We start from the raw sequence: 14,927 nt of genomic DNA on the forward strand, positions 1-14,927 counted from the left end.
CCTGTATCCAGCGAAAGCTGTCAAGAGCGGGCTTTCTCTTGATTGGTTTCGCTGGATACAGGACCATCCATGAATGGATGCCGTTTCTGACAACGACTTAACATTTTTGTGTCCAGGATATTGACATAGATCCAGAATTAATATGTTAAGGGGGAATAGAAGAATGAAAATTAAATGCAACGAAAAGCAAAGGGTAATAACGATATTTGATGAAAAAGGTAATGAAAAATGTAAAGAAGAGATGGCAGCTAAGTTAAAAATTAATAATAATAAAGTAATGTTTATAAAACCATATGAGTTTGAACTTCAAGGTGAAGTTTATATAGGAAACCTTACAGACTTAGACAATATCAAAAAGCTAAAAATACCTTTGGAAGACGATAAAAGTGTAAAAGATATTGCATGGTTAGATGATGGAAGAATTCTATTAATAATAGGGTATTATTGGGGAACCGTAAGTACGGGAGGGGATTTATATCAATATAATCTGCATTTTGAAAAACTAGATTTAATAGCCAAATTTCCAGACGAAATACAACTAGATACAATTCATGAAATTAATCAAAGAGAGGTACACTTAAAAGGAATTATATACACAGACGCTATTATGAATGAATATATCGATTATGAAAAAAAAGTGAGTTTAATCTAAAAAAGTCCAATAAGCATGATTTGCTTATTGGGCTTTTTTTAAGAGATGAAACTAAAAGTAAATATTTTTTAAATTGTTTATTCTGGCAATCAATTCTTTTTGTTCTTGAGAACCCTCGAATTTATCATAAATAGAATTATATAGACTATGGTCTACTCTTGAGTTTTTTGCCATTTGTTCACATATTTCTTCTTTTGAAGCTGGACGATTTAGAATTTTAATAAAATAGGTGTTTAAAACAATCAATTTATATTTCCAAATATAGTTTCGTCTTACTTCAATTCTTTTTCTTTTATTCCTCCTATTATATGCTATACGAGAATCTCTATACGAGAGAGCCTTTATAAAAAAGTAAGTGTAAATAAATTCAATGAAAAATTTTCTCCGAAAGAAATATCTATACGAATTGGGTTTTAATACATTTTTTCTGCTTAATTGTTGTTCAAGGGTAGAATAACCACGAGCATACTTATGTTTAAACGATTTAAACCAATTTTCTTTTGTATCATTTAGTTTTATGTCATTCAAAAAAGTGGGTTTCTTTCTGTTTTCTATATCGAACAAACTAACGTGGCTTTCCTTTCTATATAACAAGTTTTTGTCTTCCATAAAGCATAGAAAACTAATTAAATCAATATTATCTTCTGTTATTTGATTTAAAGAATCAATTTCTAATATATTATAAAAATATTTGAAGTCATAGAAATCAAAATAATCCACTAAAGTTTTTAAATAATGTAAAAAGAAAAAAACAAGGATAATTATAATTAGTATCCATTCTTTATATTGGTATAGAGACAATGTTGTTTCATTACTTAACAGGAAGCTGACTATATATGTTGTGAAAATTGCTAATATCCATATATGCATCTTTATCAGTGAAAGCCAAGCTAAGATTGAATATAAAAATAACCAAACTATTGGAAGTTCTTTTTCGACAGTAAGATGATTGCCGCTATGAAGGTTACTACTAAGGAAAGAAATTCCACCGGCAAAAGAACTTATAAGTGAAATAACTATAGCTATAATAAAATGGTCTTTAAAGAATATTAAACTTAAGAAAAGTAATAGGTATTGAATAGAAATAAATTTAAGTTTAAAATTTTTCCCTCTAGTATCAGATGATAAACCAAAAAAAATCATCAATAATGTAACGAGAAAAGTTATTATAACGTCCAAGTCTAAACCTATTAATAGTTCATGAAAATTTGAAAAAAAATTATTCATATTTACCTCCTTTTATTATTAAATATAGCACAGTTATTAAGAATAAGAGCTCACATGAAATAGTAATTAGAAAAATTGACTTTATATATTTTGAAGGTGGAGCGGATTATGTTTCCACCTTTTAATCGATATAAAACACACTTCACAAAAAGCTACAATAGGTTTACAATAGAATTATTCAAGAAATGTCGAGAAGTGGTATTCCTATAAAAAATTATGAATGAGCGGCTCTATAACTCGTTCCGCACTACAAAACGCAGCATCTGTAGCGGCAATGTTCTTGACTACTGAAGCTGTTGTTGCAGACCTACCAGAACCAGCAGGTGGCGGTGGAATGCCTGATATGGGCGGTATGGGTGGAATGGGCGGCATGATGTAAGAAAGAAAGGAACCCTTTCATACTAGGGTTTTGTGTCATGCATCATCATTTTTGATGCCTAAAACTTATTTTTGATCATTATAAGGCTCGAGAGCTTCTCATTAGTTGACTAAACTTTTGAGAGGCCTTTTTTTGTTTTTCTTTTGTAATGTGTAAATAAACTTGTGTAGTCGTTTCATCATCCTTATGTCCTAACTAACATAGGGGGTTAGTAGAACTTAAGCTTGAAATTTAACGTGGTGTTTACTCCATTGAAAAGAGAGCCAATATGGACTATTTAACAGTATTATACAATCGCTGCTATCTGGAAAGTACCAAAAATGAGTGGCTTAAAAAAGCATCCTGGAACAATGAAAGCATCATATGCATCGCATGTGATATCGATAACTTTAAGCAAATTAATGATGAATACGGACATCTAGTGGGTGACGCTGTTATGAAGCAGATTAGTCAATACTGCTCAACGATTTTTAGAGAATCGGACTTAATGGGTCGATTTAGTGGAGACAAATTCGTCGTTATCCCGAAAGGCATTTCACTTGAGGGTGGGAAAAAGAAAGCCGAGCAGCTATCGGAAACGATTAAAAGTATAGAAGTGGAATACGAAGGAAAGTTCGTTTCAATCACCGCAAGTGTTGGGTTGGTCGATAACGCAAAAGGGAAAGTGTCGGATCTTAAGGAATTATTCAATTCCGCAGATATCGTACTCTGTTAGGCAAAAGAGACTGGAAAAAACCAAGTTTGCGTTGTCGGTTAAAAAATGACTGCCCGTGAAATGGACCTAAAAATAGCCATCTCCGGCATGCATCTGGAGATGGCTGTTTTTATCAATCCTATTTACACTATTCCCTCTCAACCGGAACAGTCGCATCATGCAAATGTTTTCCAAGGTCGGCGTGGAAACTTGCTTTCTGCTCGTCACTCCAACCCAGCTCTTTACTCATCATTTCAAGGACGGGCACTTTCCACTCGTTCACCCATTGGATATCGAACAGTAATGCTCCCGTACGTCGCCAAAAAAAGTCGATGGGTGTACGGACGAATTCATCTGTGATTGAGTAAAGAACTTGCGCATATAGGTAGAGGGGCAGTCCGGAATCTTGCGCCGCCTGCTCATTTTTCTGTATTAAATCAAAAAGGATATCTACATTTGAGCCATACTTTTTCACGAGGGACTGCGCTCTTTCTTGGTCCAATCCGAGCTGTACGCCTTGTTTGATCTTCCGGTACATGAACGTTTCAAAGTTTCGGGAACCTCCGACGTGTCCGCCCGAAATGGGCATATTCTTCGTGCTGGACGGAGAAAATATTGTTCCTGTATCTGTTTTGAGTTTTGATGCGACGACATCTACAATCGTTTCCGCCATTTTTCGATAGCCCGTCAATTTGCCACCAGCAATTGTGATTAAGCCTGAAGCGGACGCCCAAATCTCATCTTTCCTTGAAACTTCGGATGCGCCTTTGCCCTTTTCATTGATCAAAGGCCGTAACCCAACCCAGCTGGATTCAATATCACTTGCTGAAATGGTCAACTTCGGAAAAATGAGTGCGATTGCGTCCATCAAATAATCGCGGTCGCTTACGGTCATTCGGGGATGAACCATATCCCCTTTGTAGTCAGTGTCTGTCGTCCCGACGTACGTTTTCCCGTCCCGTGGGATTGCCAACACCATCCGGCCATCTGGCGTGTCAAAGTAAACAATCTGATTCAAAGGGAATACACTTTGGTCGAAAACGAGATGAATGCCCTTCGTCAAACGAATTTCCCGTGCATCCAAGGAGTTGTCTTTCTCCCTCAATGTATCCACCCATGGACCGGCGGCGTTCACTATTGTTTTTGCGCGTATTTCACTAGTTTTGCCGCTCAATTGGTCAACTACGCTTACGCCTGCAACTTTTCCTTCATTGTAAATAAAATCGGTCACTTTTGTATAATTGAATACAGTCGCGCCTTGACTGACAGCTTCTTTCATCACTTCAATCGTCAGTCGGGCATCATCCGATCGGTATTCAACGAAACGGCCAGCCCCAAGTAACCCTTCAGCCCTGAGTTTAGGCTCCGCATGCAACGCTCTTTCTCTGGTCAACATGCTTTTTCGTTCTTCTTTTTTCACGCCCGCCAAAAAATCATAGACGCGTAAACCGATAGAGGTAGTGAATTTACCCATTGATCCGTCCTTATAAATCGGCAAAAGCAGCCACTCGGGCTTCGTCACATGGGGTCCATTTTCATAGACAACTGCCCGTTCCTTGCCTGTTTCCGCAACGATCTTCACTTCAAGGTTTTTCAGGTATCGCAAGCCGCCATGAATCATTTTTGTAGAACGGCTGGACGTCCCTGCAGCAAAATCCTGCATTTCCACAAGCACCGTTTTCATGCCACGGCTGGCAGCATCCAAGGCAATTCCAGCCCCCGTAATGCCGCCCCCGATGATTAATACATCAAATTCTTCTGCTTGTACTGTTGAAAGTACTTCACTTTTTAGTAACGCATTAGGATGTTCAGTCATTTTAGTTAAAGCCTCCACATATTTTATTCGTTCACTAATTATACTACAATTTAGATTACTAAATCTCTTGATTTACAAAACGTTTAGAAAATGCAATATGTGGTCAGTGTTTTAACTATTTGATGGGTTTCAATTAAATAGACAATGGGTAAAAGTCATGCTATAATTTCATATAACATTGTGCGAATCTAATGGTAATTAAAAATAATAAATATACTCTTATCAGGAGCAGGCGGAGGGAAAAGCCCGATGAAGCCCGGCAACCGACTCAATTGAGCACGGTGCTAATTCTTACAGCATTTATGCTGAAAGATAAGAAGTTGTGTGAAAAACCTCTTCTTAACTGAAGGGGTTTTTTTATCATCATAGACGATGCAGAAGGAGGATAAAACATGAATATATCAAGTAGTCATCAGGAACTGGCAACCTATGCATTCTTAGAATTCGATGAAATTGTGAAGTATGTTAAAAAGCGTGGCTTCTTTAGTGAACAAGAACAAGTTGTTGTGACGGAAGTAAGTGATGGGAAGATCAATCATGTTTATCGATTAACGGGAGAACAGAAGAGCTTGATACTCAAGCAGGCTGTACCTTACGCGAGGATTGTAGGAGAGTCAATGCCTATCCCGATCGACCGGGTCGTTCTCGAAGCAAAAGTATTACAGGAATACGATAACATCATTCCCGGTTCTGTTCCGAAAGTGCTCCATCTGGATGAAATCATGGCGATTGTTGTGATGGAAGACATGCATCCGATGGAAATGGGGCGCACAGCTTTGAATAATGGGACGGAATCTGCCATATTTGCTAGAGACATAGGTGTATTCAGTGCGAAAACGAGCTTTTATACGTCCGATTTCTACCTAGATCCAAAACTAAAGAAAGAGTTGAATGCCTCTTTTGCAAATCCGGCCATGCGAGAAATGACGGAAGAACTCTCTTTCGATTGTCCCTACAATATGCATGACAGCAATTTCTTTGAAGAAGGCTTGAAAAATGATGTGTTATTTCTGAGTCAAGACCACCGTTTACAGCTGGAAGTGGCGAAGTTGAAACGTAAATTCATGACAAAAGCAGATGCGCTCATTCATAGCGACTTACATAGTGGTGCCATATTTATGGGACAAGACAAAACAGTTGTTTTCGATACCGAGTTTGCTTGTTTTGGGCCGTTCGGGTTTGACATGGGGCATTTTATCGCGAGCCTACTGTTGAATGGCATCGGTCACCCTGAATTTAAAACGAAGCGCTATGAACAAGCGCGGGAAACCTGGTATGCGTACACAGAGACATTCGCACAAGTTTGGAGAGAAGAATCCAATGAGCCTTATACACAACTCGACGGTTTTCTGACGCATGTTATGGACGAAAGCTTTACCGATATGCTGGGGTATGCAGGATGCGAATTGGTCCGCCGCTCTATCGGTATTGCCCAAATTGACGATTTAAATTATGAACAAGATGAAGAAAAACGTATGGCCAGAAGGAAAAAAGTGTTGGAGCTCGGGAAGTATTTGATACTTAACCGTAATACAATACGCTCTCTCGAAGAATTGGAGAGCTGGTTCATCGACAGTAGTCACAAGGAGGAATTTTAATGGGAGTTACAGCCACTTATCTATTTCCGACACATCTAGAGCAAGAAAAAATAGCGGAGCAACATGCACTCGGGCTCACAATCGGGTCTTGGACAGACATTCCGCATCTTGAACAGCAGCAACTGAAGCACCATAAAGGTGAAGTCGTTTCTGTGGAAAAAGGGGAAGTGAAGGATATGGTAAAAATCTTTTATCCGTCCGCTAACTATTCGGCAGATCTTCCCGCGATTTTCACGACAGTCTATGGCAAGCTATCCTTTTTTGAAGGCTATGAATTAATCGATTTGGATTTTGGCAAACAATTGCTTGCACAATTTCCAGGTCCGCGCTTCGGTACAAAAGGAATTCGTGAACAGTTGAATGTCATGGATCGCCCATTGCTGAAAGCCATCTTCAAGGGAGTCATGGGAAGGGATCTGTCCTTTTTCTCCGGCCAACTGGAAGAATTGCTAGCTGGCGGTGTCGATCTTATCAAAGACGATGAAATTCTTTTTGAGAATGAATTAACACCGTTTTACAAGCGAATTACAACAGCAAAAGACATTATCGATCGGCATTATGAACAGACCGGAAATCGGGCATTGTATGCAGTGAACTTGTCGGGGCGGACGAATGAGCTTCACGACAAAGCGGAACAGGCGGCAGCGCTCGGCGCGAATGCGTTATTATTCAACGTCCATGCGTATGGACTAGATGCACTTCAAACGTTGCGTGAAAATAACAATATCGCTTTGCCGATTGTGGCGCATTCCGCATTATCGGGCGTTCTAGCAGGACAAGCGGGTGGCGGATTCTCTTACTCGTTATTGGTAGGGAAATTAACGCGGCTAATCGGTGGAGATCTATCCTTGTTCCCAAGCCCATATGGCAATGTCGCCATTTCGCGGTTCGATGCGTTGGCAATTAATGAAGCGTTGATTGAAGACAATGGCTTCGAAAAAACATTTGCCGTTCCTTCCGCTGGAATTCATCCAGGCATGGTGCCACAATTACTGAAAGATTTTGGAGATAATCTTGTCGTCAATGCTGGTGGCGGAATATTCGGCCATCCCGACGGACCGACGCAAGGTGCCAAAGCATTCCGGGCGGCGATTGACGCAAGTGTCAAACAAATTTCTCTCGAAGAAGCGGCAAAAACATCAGAACCTCTGAAACGCGCCATCGACCAATGGGGCGTTGTCGAGTCAGTATAAGAACAAAACGAGCCTCCTGGGGTTGTATCCAAGAGGCTCGTTTTTTTAGATAGAATGAATCAGAAATCTTGCTAATAACGCTTCGCCGCTTTGTGGATGCCTCCCGCAATAAGCCAGAAAGGAAACCACTTTCAGTCTTATCGCTTCGGCTACCACGTAGGCGCGCCTTCGCTGGATGGTCCAGGTTAGAAAGCGTATTTCGTTATTGGGGATTAAACCTGCACTCCTTCTAATCCACTACTATTTAGGTTGCGATATCGACTAATGTACATAAACCGAGAGAAAGCATTTAACAACAGTCCCTATACAATGGATAGAATTGGAGTTCCCGCTAATACCGCTTCTGCGCTTTGTGGATGCCTCCCGCGATAAGCCAGAAAGAAGACCACTTTCAGTCTTATCGCTTCGGCTACCACGAAGTCGCGCCTTCGCTGGATGGTCTCTGTGGAGGAAAGCGCATTTCATTAGCGGGGATAAGACCTGTACCCTATAGTGCGTCTATCTTCAATGAAATTAGTATCAAATAGTAATCACATTATAATCTCGGTCTATACATCACCCAAATACTTTCAATAATGGGACACCCCAGCGCAGGCGCGGCAAAGGCATCCCCAAAGCGCCAAGCGAATTACAATCCACACTCCGCTTCGCGCAACTCTCTCTCAATAATGTTCACCCTAAAGGGGTAGTCATAGCGGATTCAGTGGGGTTCTTTAATTCAACATATCTAGTTATAAACCCGCCACCTCAACCCGCCCGGAGAAGAACGTTGCACCGCCGCCCATATCGGCAATCCGATCTGGCGTCAAAGCATTCACAAGGCGTTTTTGACCCGACTTATCTCCCCAAATCCCTTGACTGACAACAACGCCAGGAAGAACTTGCTCGCCGACGGAAACAGTAAACTCACATTCCCCGCGCTCATTCCATATACGGACAGCCGCTCCGTCTTCAATTCCCCGACTTTCCGCATCTAGCCGGTTCATGAACAACTTAGGTGCTTTCTCAAGCTTGATATGTTTTTCATTGTTCGAAAAAATCGTGTTCATGAAGTTATGGTTAATTGCAGGTACATAAAGTAAAGGATGATCGGAATCCTGAATAATCGGGATATACGTAGGGAGCGCCGGGAATCCTGCTGATTTCATTTGTTCCGAATACAACTCAATTTTACCACTCGGTGTCTTTAAATTGTTCAAGAAATCGCCGGTACCGCTTGCTTTCATATAGCGTTTTTCCTTTAAGGCAGCATACGACACTTCGGATAAATGAGGATTAGACAGATGGCTTAACGCTTGGTCAACCATTTCCGCGTCGTCATCTAGAAATGGTTGCTCGTCAAAGCCCATAGCTTGCGCCAGCAATCTGAAAACGTCCGGGTTGGATTTACTGTCCCCGTAAGTTTCGATGACGGGTTCCTGCAAATGAATGTAGTGATGCCAGAAAGACGTATAGATGTCCGTGTTTTCGAAAGCGGATGTCGCTGGCAAAACAATGTCCGCGTACAAGGCCGTGTCCGTCAAAAACAAATCATGGACAACTGTGAATAAATCTTCGCGTGCTAAGCCATCCCGTACTTTATTGGCATCCGGTGCGACAACGGCGGGGTTGCTATTGTAGACATACAATGAGCGAATCGGCTGTTGTTCCTCCATTAATGCTTGTCCCAATAAATTCATATTGAATCTGCGCGTTGGCACTACCTGAAGTTCGGGAAGTTCCAGTGCGGCTGTATTATGCGTCAAATAGTCGGAATTCGATTTGAGCGCACCTCCGCCTTTCAATGCCCATTGCCCTGTCAAAGCAGGCAAACAGGAAATCGTCCGGACCATCATGCCACCGTTATCGTGATGCTGCAGCCCATTGCCAATGCGAATCATCGAAGGAGAGACGGTCCCGTACATGCGCGCCAATTCATAGATATCTTCCTCTGGCACACCTGTAATAGAGGAAACCGTTTGCGGGTCGTAGTGCAATACATGTTCTTCGAGCTCTTCATAGCCGATTGTATACTGTTCCAAAAACGCTTGATTGACCAGCTTTTCTTTATAAAGAACATGCATGATTCCGAGTGCAAGCGCTCCATCAGTTCCGGGAAGAATCGGGATGAACCAATCAGCCATGCGTCCCGTCTGGTTTTTATGGACGTCAATGACGACGATTTTAGCACCGTTTTTTCTCGCTTTTTGCGCGATCATGATTTGGTGCATATTGGTACTGACGGCATTGATGCCCCAGAAAACAAATAATTTCGTTTCCGTCATTTCTTCGGGGTCTGTTCCGAAACGTCCGCCCATCGTGTAATTGTAGCCAACCTCGCCGGCGACTGAACAAATCGTCCGGTCCAATTGACTCGAACCAAGGCGGTTGAAGAAACGGCGATCCATCCCTTTGGAACTGAGTTTCCCCATATTGGCGTAGAAACTGTAGGGTAGAATTGATTCAGGACCGTCTTCAGAAATCAGTTTTTTCCATTGGTCTGTGATGGTTGTGATGGCTTCTTGCCAACTGATTGGAACGAATTGTCCATCGCCTTTTTCCCCGACGCGTTTCAAAGGGGTTGTAATCCTTTTTGGGTCATAAAGGCGTTCAGTCATATGTCGAACTTTGTTGCAAATACTGCCTTTTGTGATGGGATGATCGGGATCACCTTCAATTTTAATGATTTTCCCGTCTTCTTTATGAATAAGCAATCCACATTGGTCTGGGCAATCAAGCGCACAAACCGAGGGGACAACACCATTTTTTATATCAATATACGATTTCATATCAAAAATCCTTTCAAATAAACGATTTATGATAGAAAGTATACCATATTTCAAACTATTTTTTAGAAAGTTTCAATAAGTGGTTGACTTACGATTAATTATTCTATACAGTTAACTCATTAGTTCAACTTTTGACACTGTTCGACCAATTACATATTGTTTATTTTCTATCGAGAGAAGTTGAGGGACTGGCCCTATGAAACTTCGGCAACATAATTGTGCCAAATCCAGCAAGCGTAGCTTGAGAGATAGAAAGGGTAAGGCATGTTTTTATTGCGCTAGCGGTAGGTATGCCACCAACTCTTTCTGTCTTTACAGGAAGGGTTTTTTTTGAATCAATGAGTTTCGCATCTTAGAGTAGAAATGGAGAGAACAGTATGTTAGAAAAAATCGGTATTACGAAAAACTTAGGATGGGGTTTTTTCGGTGTCATGCTGTTCATGATGGGGGACGGAATTGAGGCCGGTTGGCTAAGTCCTTTCTTAGTTGAAAGTGGGTTGACCATTCAACAGTCAGCTGCGATTTTCACAGTCTACGGAGTTTCGATCGCGCTGTCTTCTTGGTTTTCAGGCGTCTGTGTAGAAGTATTTGGTCCAAAACGTACAATGGCACTCGGGTTAGCCGTTTATATAGTCGGTACTGCAGGGTTTATCATTTTTGGTTTCTCAACGATGAATTACCCGATTATGCTTCTCACTTATTTCATTAAAGGTTTCGGTTATCCGTTGTTTGCCTATTCCTTCTTGACATGGGTCATTTATAAGACACCGCAAAACAAATTGAGTTCTGCCGTTGGTTGGTTCTGGTTTGCATTTTGTGCGGGAATGATGGTGCTCGGCGCGTGGTATTCAAGTTACGCAATCCAGTATCTCGGTTACATCAATACAATGTGGACATCTATTTTCTGGGTATGTGTCGGTGCGATCTTCGCTTTAGTACTCAATAAAGACAAGTTCGAAAAGAAAAAACTCGCGAACAAAAAAGAAGCAATCACAGAATTATTGAAAGGCATCACCATTTTGAAAACGAACAAACGGGTTGCTGCAGGTGGAGTTGTCCGTGTTATCAATAGTTTAAGTGTCTATGGATTTCCGGTATTCTTACCGATGCATATGGCGCAACATGGCATTGAAACAACTGCTTGGTTGCAATTATGGGGTACGTTCTTCTTAGGAAACATCATTTTCAATTTAGTGTTCGGCTTCATTGGGGATAAATTCGGTTGGAAAAACACAATCATTTGGTTTGGTGGAATCGGCTGTGCGATTTTCACGCCTCTTCTGTTTTATGTTCCGGTGATAACAAACGGAAGTATTCTCATGACGAGCATTGTCGGATTCATCTGGGGCGGTTTGGTAGCGGGTTATGTACCAATCGGTGCACTGGTACCATCCGTTGCAGGTGCGGATAAAGGCGCAGCAATGTCCGTGTTGAACTTCGCCGCGGGTCTGTCCACATTCGTAGCACCAGCCATCGCTTTGGCGTTTATCGGGCTAGTCGGAGCCGAAGGGGTTGTGTGGATTTTCAGTGCCCTCTATGTAGTGAGTGCGATTATTGTTAAATTCATTCGCGTACCGGAAGAGGAAGAGGAAAAGAATAAGGCGCGGGATAAAGCCGTCCCGGTTATTTCATAAAACTACTGTTGGATAAGCGTTCATTGACAAAGAAGTCGAACAATGCAATAATCAGAATCAATTGAAAAAAGTACGAGATTTCTTATCTAGGTGGAGGGACACGGTGCTACTTCTTGCAACGTGTTGTTGGGAGATAAGAAGATGAATAAATGACCTCTTCTTATAGTAGAAGAGGTTTTATTGATAGGCGGCAAGGAGGACAAATAGGTATGAGTGCAGAGTTCAACCCGGTAATTTTTTGTGATTTCGATGGTACGATTACGATGAAAGATAATATTGTCAATATTATGGATAAGTTCGCTCCCCCTGGATGGGAAGGGATAAAGGACGATATTATGGCGCAAAGGGTGTCCATTCAAAAAGGGGTCAGTAAGCTCTTTGCTTTATTGCCTACTTCCCAAAAAGAACAAATCGTGTCGTTCGTTTTGGAGGATGCCGAAATCAGGGAAGGGTTTGGTGAATTTGTTCAGTTTACCCGCGAAAAAAATATACCGCTCTATATTGTAAGTGGCGGCATCGACTTTTTCATCCATCCATTGCTTGAACCATTCGGGCCATTCGATCAAGTCTATTGCAACGAAAGCGATTTTTCAGGAGAACACATCAACATCCTTTACCCGCATGAATGTGATGAAAACTGTGTAAATCAAGGCTGCGGTTGCTGTAAGCCGACGATTATTCGCGAGAACACTGCCCAGCAGCAAACGAGTATTGTCATCGGTGACTCGATTACAGATCTGGAAGCGGCGAAGCTTGCGGATATCGTCATTGCGCGGGATTTCTTACTTGAAAAATGCGAGGACTTGAACATTCCTTTTTCCCCGTTCACAAATTTTCATGACTGCATTCGGATCATTGAAGCCCGCTTGAATGTGTAAGTGTAAGTAAGGAACTATCAATTTAACAGAAGAGAGGAAGAGTAGAATGGCGACAATTACTATTCAAGGAACAAACGAGGTTATTGAAACACAAACAGAGGTTGCGGCATTTCTGGAGCAACAAGAAGTCATTTATGAGCATTGGGATATCGAAAAGCTACCCGAAAATCTTCGTGAAAAGTTCAATTTAACTGATGAGGAAAAAGAAGAGATTCTTAAGGCTTTTAAAACAGAAATCGACGATATTTCAGAGCGCCGCGGTTATAAAACGGCAGACATTATCTCACTATCAGATGCGACACCTAATTTGGATGAACTTCTGAAAAACTTCGAACAAGAACACCACCATACAGACGATGAAGTGCGTTACATAGTCAGTGGTCACGGCGTATTCATCATTCAAGGAAAAGACGAACGATTCTTTGAAGTGCATCTTAACCCAGGTGATTTAATTTCCGTTCCGGAAAACATCCGCCACTATTTCACACTCGCAGCCGATCGCAAAGTAGTAGCTGCCCGCATCTTCGTAACACAAGAAGGATGGGTACCGGTTTACTAAAAGAGGCGTTTTGTACACTCGCTATAATTGAAAGGAGATATAGACAATGACTGAAAAAAAGTTTGAAAAAGCTGCATTTGCAGGAGGATGTTTCTGGTGCATGGTGAAACCGTTTAAAGAATGGCCAGGCGTCCAAGATATCGAGTCAGGTTATATGGGCGGGCATCTCGATAATCCAACGTATGAAGATGTGAAAAATGGTGAATCGGGCCATGTGGAAGTTGTTGAAATCACATTTGACCCTGCTTTGTTTTCATATGAAAAGTTGCTCGAAGTATTCTGGCAACAAATCGACCCAACAGACGCAGAAGGTCAATTCCACGACCGCGGCTCATCGTACACAACCGCGATTTTCCATTACACAGAAGCGCAACAGGAAGTTGCCGAGAAATCGAAAGCCAACCTAGCGGCAAGCGGCGTTTTCTCAAAACCGATCGTCACAGCAATCCGCCCCGCAGAAACTTTCTACCGGGCTGAAGAATACCATCAAGATTATTACATAAAAGAAAAAGAACATTACACAGACAACCGTGCCCGTTCTGGCCGCACTGAATTCATCGCGGAGCACTGGGGAAAATAATAAGGATTGGGTAGGGGGTCGAGCGTTTTCACGACGCTCTGCCTTTTTTTGTTGGAAATAGGGCGATGAAACTGTGGTAGTGTGGGAATCTCCCTTTCGACCGCCCAACCTTCGCGTCCACTCCCCCCAAAATAGTAACTTCAAAAACCGATTTTAAAGCACAAATAACCCCAAAATCTCAATTATGCTGCTATTTAGCACATCCAAAATTCAGCTATGTCAAAAACCACAGAAATTTGTTAAACCTTTTGGTAAGCTAACGTAAAGGTGATAAAAGATGATCTATAAACAAATATCAAAACCCAAAAAACTAATTGGATTAAATGCACTAATTCCAACGATTGCATCCGTTACATCCGGAAATTCAAAAGTTTAAAGAGGAATTCCGGATTCGCAAAGCAGGCTTTGGGGGGGGACAGCACCTTGACAAGCATCTGGTAGAATTCCCCCCCATACCCACACATAATTTTGCATGACATCTGCCTTAAACAGAACGGCATTTACTTTCAAATGGATTCTGTAATAATTACACCAACGTTTATCCTCATTATTGGGGCAAAAAAATGGCCCAAATTGCAATATTTAATAAAGAGTACCTGTGCAACATTGAACTCCGAATTCAATGTTACCCAGGTACTTTGTTTTCGTTTCATGCACAACCAGGAATTTATCTTCACTTATCCAGCGCCCGGAAGTTTGTCCATTTCCGGGTGTGGCACTTCCTTCAATACGACCCCGAATCTTCCTGAACCGGTATAGACATATAGGATAGTTTAAATGATTACGAAAAGAAAGCCATTGAATACAGATATAGTAAGGTTCGATTAAATTTCACAGCTATATCAATTTACAGGGCGAAGTAAAAACTGTGGCTTAGGGATATTGAGAAATTTGTGCAAGAATGATATTTTAGCACTAAATAGCACTTCATCTACCGATCCAAATTAGC

At 41.4% G+C, this 14,927-nt stretch carries 12 protein-coding genes, 1 pseudogene and 2 riboswitches; of the genes and pseudogenes, 10 read left to right on the forward strand and 3 right to left on the reverse strand.

Features of this window, described 5'->3' with window-relative positions; all coding sequences use genetic code 11:
• Positions 1-163 precede the first annotated feature (163 nt).
• Positions 164-652, forward strand: a complete 489-nt coding sequence (locus CSV69_RS13750) for a DUF4652 domain-containing protein (protein ID WP_158232680.1) — start codon at positions 164-166, stop codon at positions 650-652.
• Between the two features lie 51 nt (positions 653-703).
• On the opposite strand, the gene CSV69_RS13755 is transcribed toward CSV69_RS13750, so the two are convergent.
• Complete coding sequence (locus CSV69_RS13755; protein ID WP_099693697.1) at positions 704-1,879, reverse strand: ubiquitin family protein; 1,176 nt, start codon at positions 1,877-1,879, stop codon at positions 704-706.
• A gap of 232 nt (positions 1,880-2,111) precedes the next feature.
• On the opposite strand from CSV69_RS13755, the pseudogene CSV69_RS16920 reads away from it, so the two are divergent.
• Positions 2,112-2,258: pseudogene (locus CSV69_RS16920) on the forward strand (hypothetical protein); the annotation flags it as partial.
• A gap of 250 nt (positions 2,259-2,508) precedes the next feature.
• Positions 2,509-2,973: a GGDEF domain-containing protein gene (locus tag CSV69_RS13765; protein ID WP_255396884.1), complete on the forward strand. Its 465-nt coding sequence runs from the start codon at positions 2,509-2,511 to the stop codon at positions 2,971-2,973.
• Between the two features lie 127 nt (positions 2,974-3,100).
• On the opposite strand, the gene CSV69_RS13770 is transcribed toward CSV69_RS13765, so the two are convergent.
• Entirely contained in the window at positions 3,101-4,768 is a 1,668-nt protein-coding gene (locus CSV69_RS13770) for a glycerol-3-phosphate dehydrogenase/oxidase (protein ID WP_085427315.1), read from the reverse strand.
• A gap of 216 nt (positions 4,769-4,984) precedes the next feature.
• Positions 4,985-5,087, forward strand: a riboswitch (SAM riboswitch).
• A 73-nt stretch (positions 5,088-5,160) separates the two neighbouring features.
• Between CSV69_RS13770 and mtnK the strand changes: the two genes are divergently transcribed.
• Positions 5,161-6,366 (forward strand): S-methyl-5-thioribose kinase, encoded by a 1,206-nt coding sequence (mtnK, locus tag CSV69_RS13775; RefSeq protein ID WP_099693698.1) that lies wholly within the window; start codon positions 5,161-5,163, stop codon positions 6,364-6,366.
• The gene (locus tag CSV69_RS13780) at positions 6,366-7,559 is read left to right on the forward strand and encodes a 2,3-diketo-5-methylthiopentyl-1-phosphate enolase (protein WP_099693699.1); all 1,194 of its coding nucleotides are present in this window, start codon (positions 6,366-6,368) and stop codon (positions 7,557-7,559) included. The genes mtnK and CSV69_RS13780 overlap by 1 nt, the downstream gene beginning before the upstream one ends.
• Before the next feature lie 731 nt (positions 7,560-8,290).
• On the opposite strand, the gene CSV69_RS13785 is transcribed toward CSV69_RS13780, so the two are convergent.
• Complete coding sequence (locus CSV69_RS13785) at positions 8,291-10,327, reverse strand: molybdopterin oxidoreductase family protein (protein ID WP_085427312.1); 2,037 nt, start codon at positions 10,325-10,327, stop codon at positions 8,291-8,293.
• 164 nt (positions 10,328-10,491) lie between these two features.
• Positions 10,492-10,582: riboswitch (SAM riboswitch) on the forward strand.
• 122 nt (positions 10,583-10,704) lie between these two features.
• On the opposite strand from CSV69_RS13785, the gene CSV69_RS13790 reads away from it, so the two are divergent.
• From CSV69_RS13790 to CSV69_RS17430, 5 genes are all read left to right on the forward strand, one after another.
• A complete protein-coding gene (locus CSV69_RS13790; RefSeq protein WP_099693700.1) occupies positions 10,705-11,961 on the forward strand; it encodes an MFS transporter in 1,257 nt (418 codons plus the stop codon).
• 209 nt (positions 11,962-12,170) lie between these two features.
• Positions 12,171-12,839 (forward strand): 2-hydroxy-3-keto-5-methylthiopentenyl-1-phosphate phosphatase, encoded by a 669-nt coding sequence (locus tag CSV69_RS13795; RefSeq protein WP_099693701.1) that lies wholly within the window; start codon positions 12,171-12,173, stop codon positions 12,837-12,839.
• 46 nt (positions 12,840-12,885) lie between these two features.
• A complete protein-coding gene (locus CSV69_RS13800) occupies positions 12,886-13,398 on the forward strand; it encodes a 1,2-dihydroxy-3-keto-5-methylthiopentene dioxygenase (protein ID WP_099693702.1) in 513 nt (170 codons plus the stop codon).
• Positions 13,399-13,444: 46 nt separating this feature from the next.
• Positions 13,445-13,978, forward strand: coding sequence for a peptide-methionine (S)-S-oxide reductase MsrA (msrA, locus tag CSV69_RS13805; protein ID WP_099693703.1), 534 nt, complete (start codon positions 13,445-13,447; stop codon positions 13,976-13,978).
• A 462-nt stretch (positions 13,979-14,440) separates the two neighbouring features.
• Positions 14,441-14,737 carry a nuclease-related domain-containing protein gene (locus tag CSV69_RS17430; RefSeq protein ID WP_143560375.1) on the forward strand — a complete coding sequence of 99 codons (297 nt, stop codon included), beginning with the start codon at positions 14,441-14,443 and terminating at the stop codon, positions 14,735-14,737.
• The last annotated feature ends 190 nt before the right edge of the window (positions 14,738-14,927 follow it).

Origin of the sequence: Sporosarcina sp. P26b, assembly GCF_002743245.1 — a bacterium.
GTDB lineage: Bacteria > Bacillota > Bacilli > Bacillales_A > Planococcaceae > Sporosarcina > Sporosarcina ureae_C.

Excerpts from the sequence above, each read along its gene's own strand:
- CSV69_RS13755 (WP_099693697.1), bottom strand. The coding sequence starts at position 1,879 with ATGAATAATTTTTTTTCAAATTTTCATGAACTATTAATAGGTTTAGAC.
- CSV69_RS13800 (WP_099693702.1), top strand. The coding sequence starts at position 12,886 with ATGGCGACAATTACTATTCAAGGAACAAACGAGGTTATTGAAACACAA.
- mtnK (WP_099693698.1), top strand. The coding sequence starts at position 5,161 with ATGAATATATCAAGTAGTCATCAGGAACTGGCAACCTATGCATTCTTA.
- CSV69_RS13790 (WP_099693700.1), top strand. The coding sequence starts at position 10,705 with ATGTTAGAAAAAATCGGTATTACGAAAAACTTAGGATGGGGTTTTTTC.
- CSV69_RS13780 (WP_099693699.1), top strand. The coding sequence starts at position 6,366 with ATGGGAGTTACAGCCACTTATCTATTTCCGACACATCTAGAGCAAGAA.
- CSV69_RS13770 (WP_085427315.1), bottom strand. The coding sequence starts at position 4,768 with ATGACTGAACATCCTAATGCGTTACTAAAAAGTGAAGTACTTTCAACA.
- CSV69_RS13785 (WP_085427312.1), bottom strand. The coding sequence starts at position 10,327 with ATGAAATCGTATATTGATATAAAAAATGGTGTTGTCCCCTCGGTTTGT.
- msrA (WP_099693703.1), top strand. The coding sequence starts at position 13,445 with ATGACTGAAAAAAAGTTTGAAAAAGCTGCATTTGCAGGAGGATGTTTC.
- CSV69_RS13795 (WP_099693701.1), top strand. The coding sequence starts at position 12,171 with ATGAGTGCAGAGTTCAACCCGGTAATTTTTTGTGATTTCGATGGTACG.
- CSV69_RS13750 (WP_158232680.1), top strand. The coding sequence starts at position 164 with ATGAAAATTAAATGCAACGAAAAGCAAAGGGTAATAACGATATTTGAT.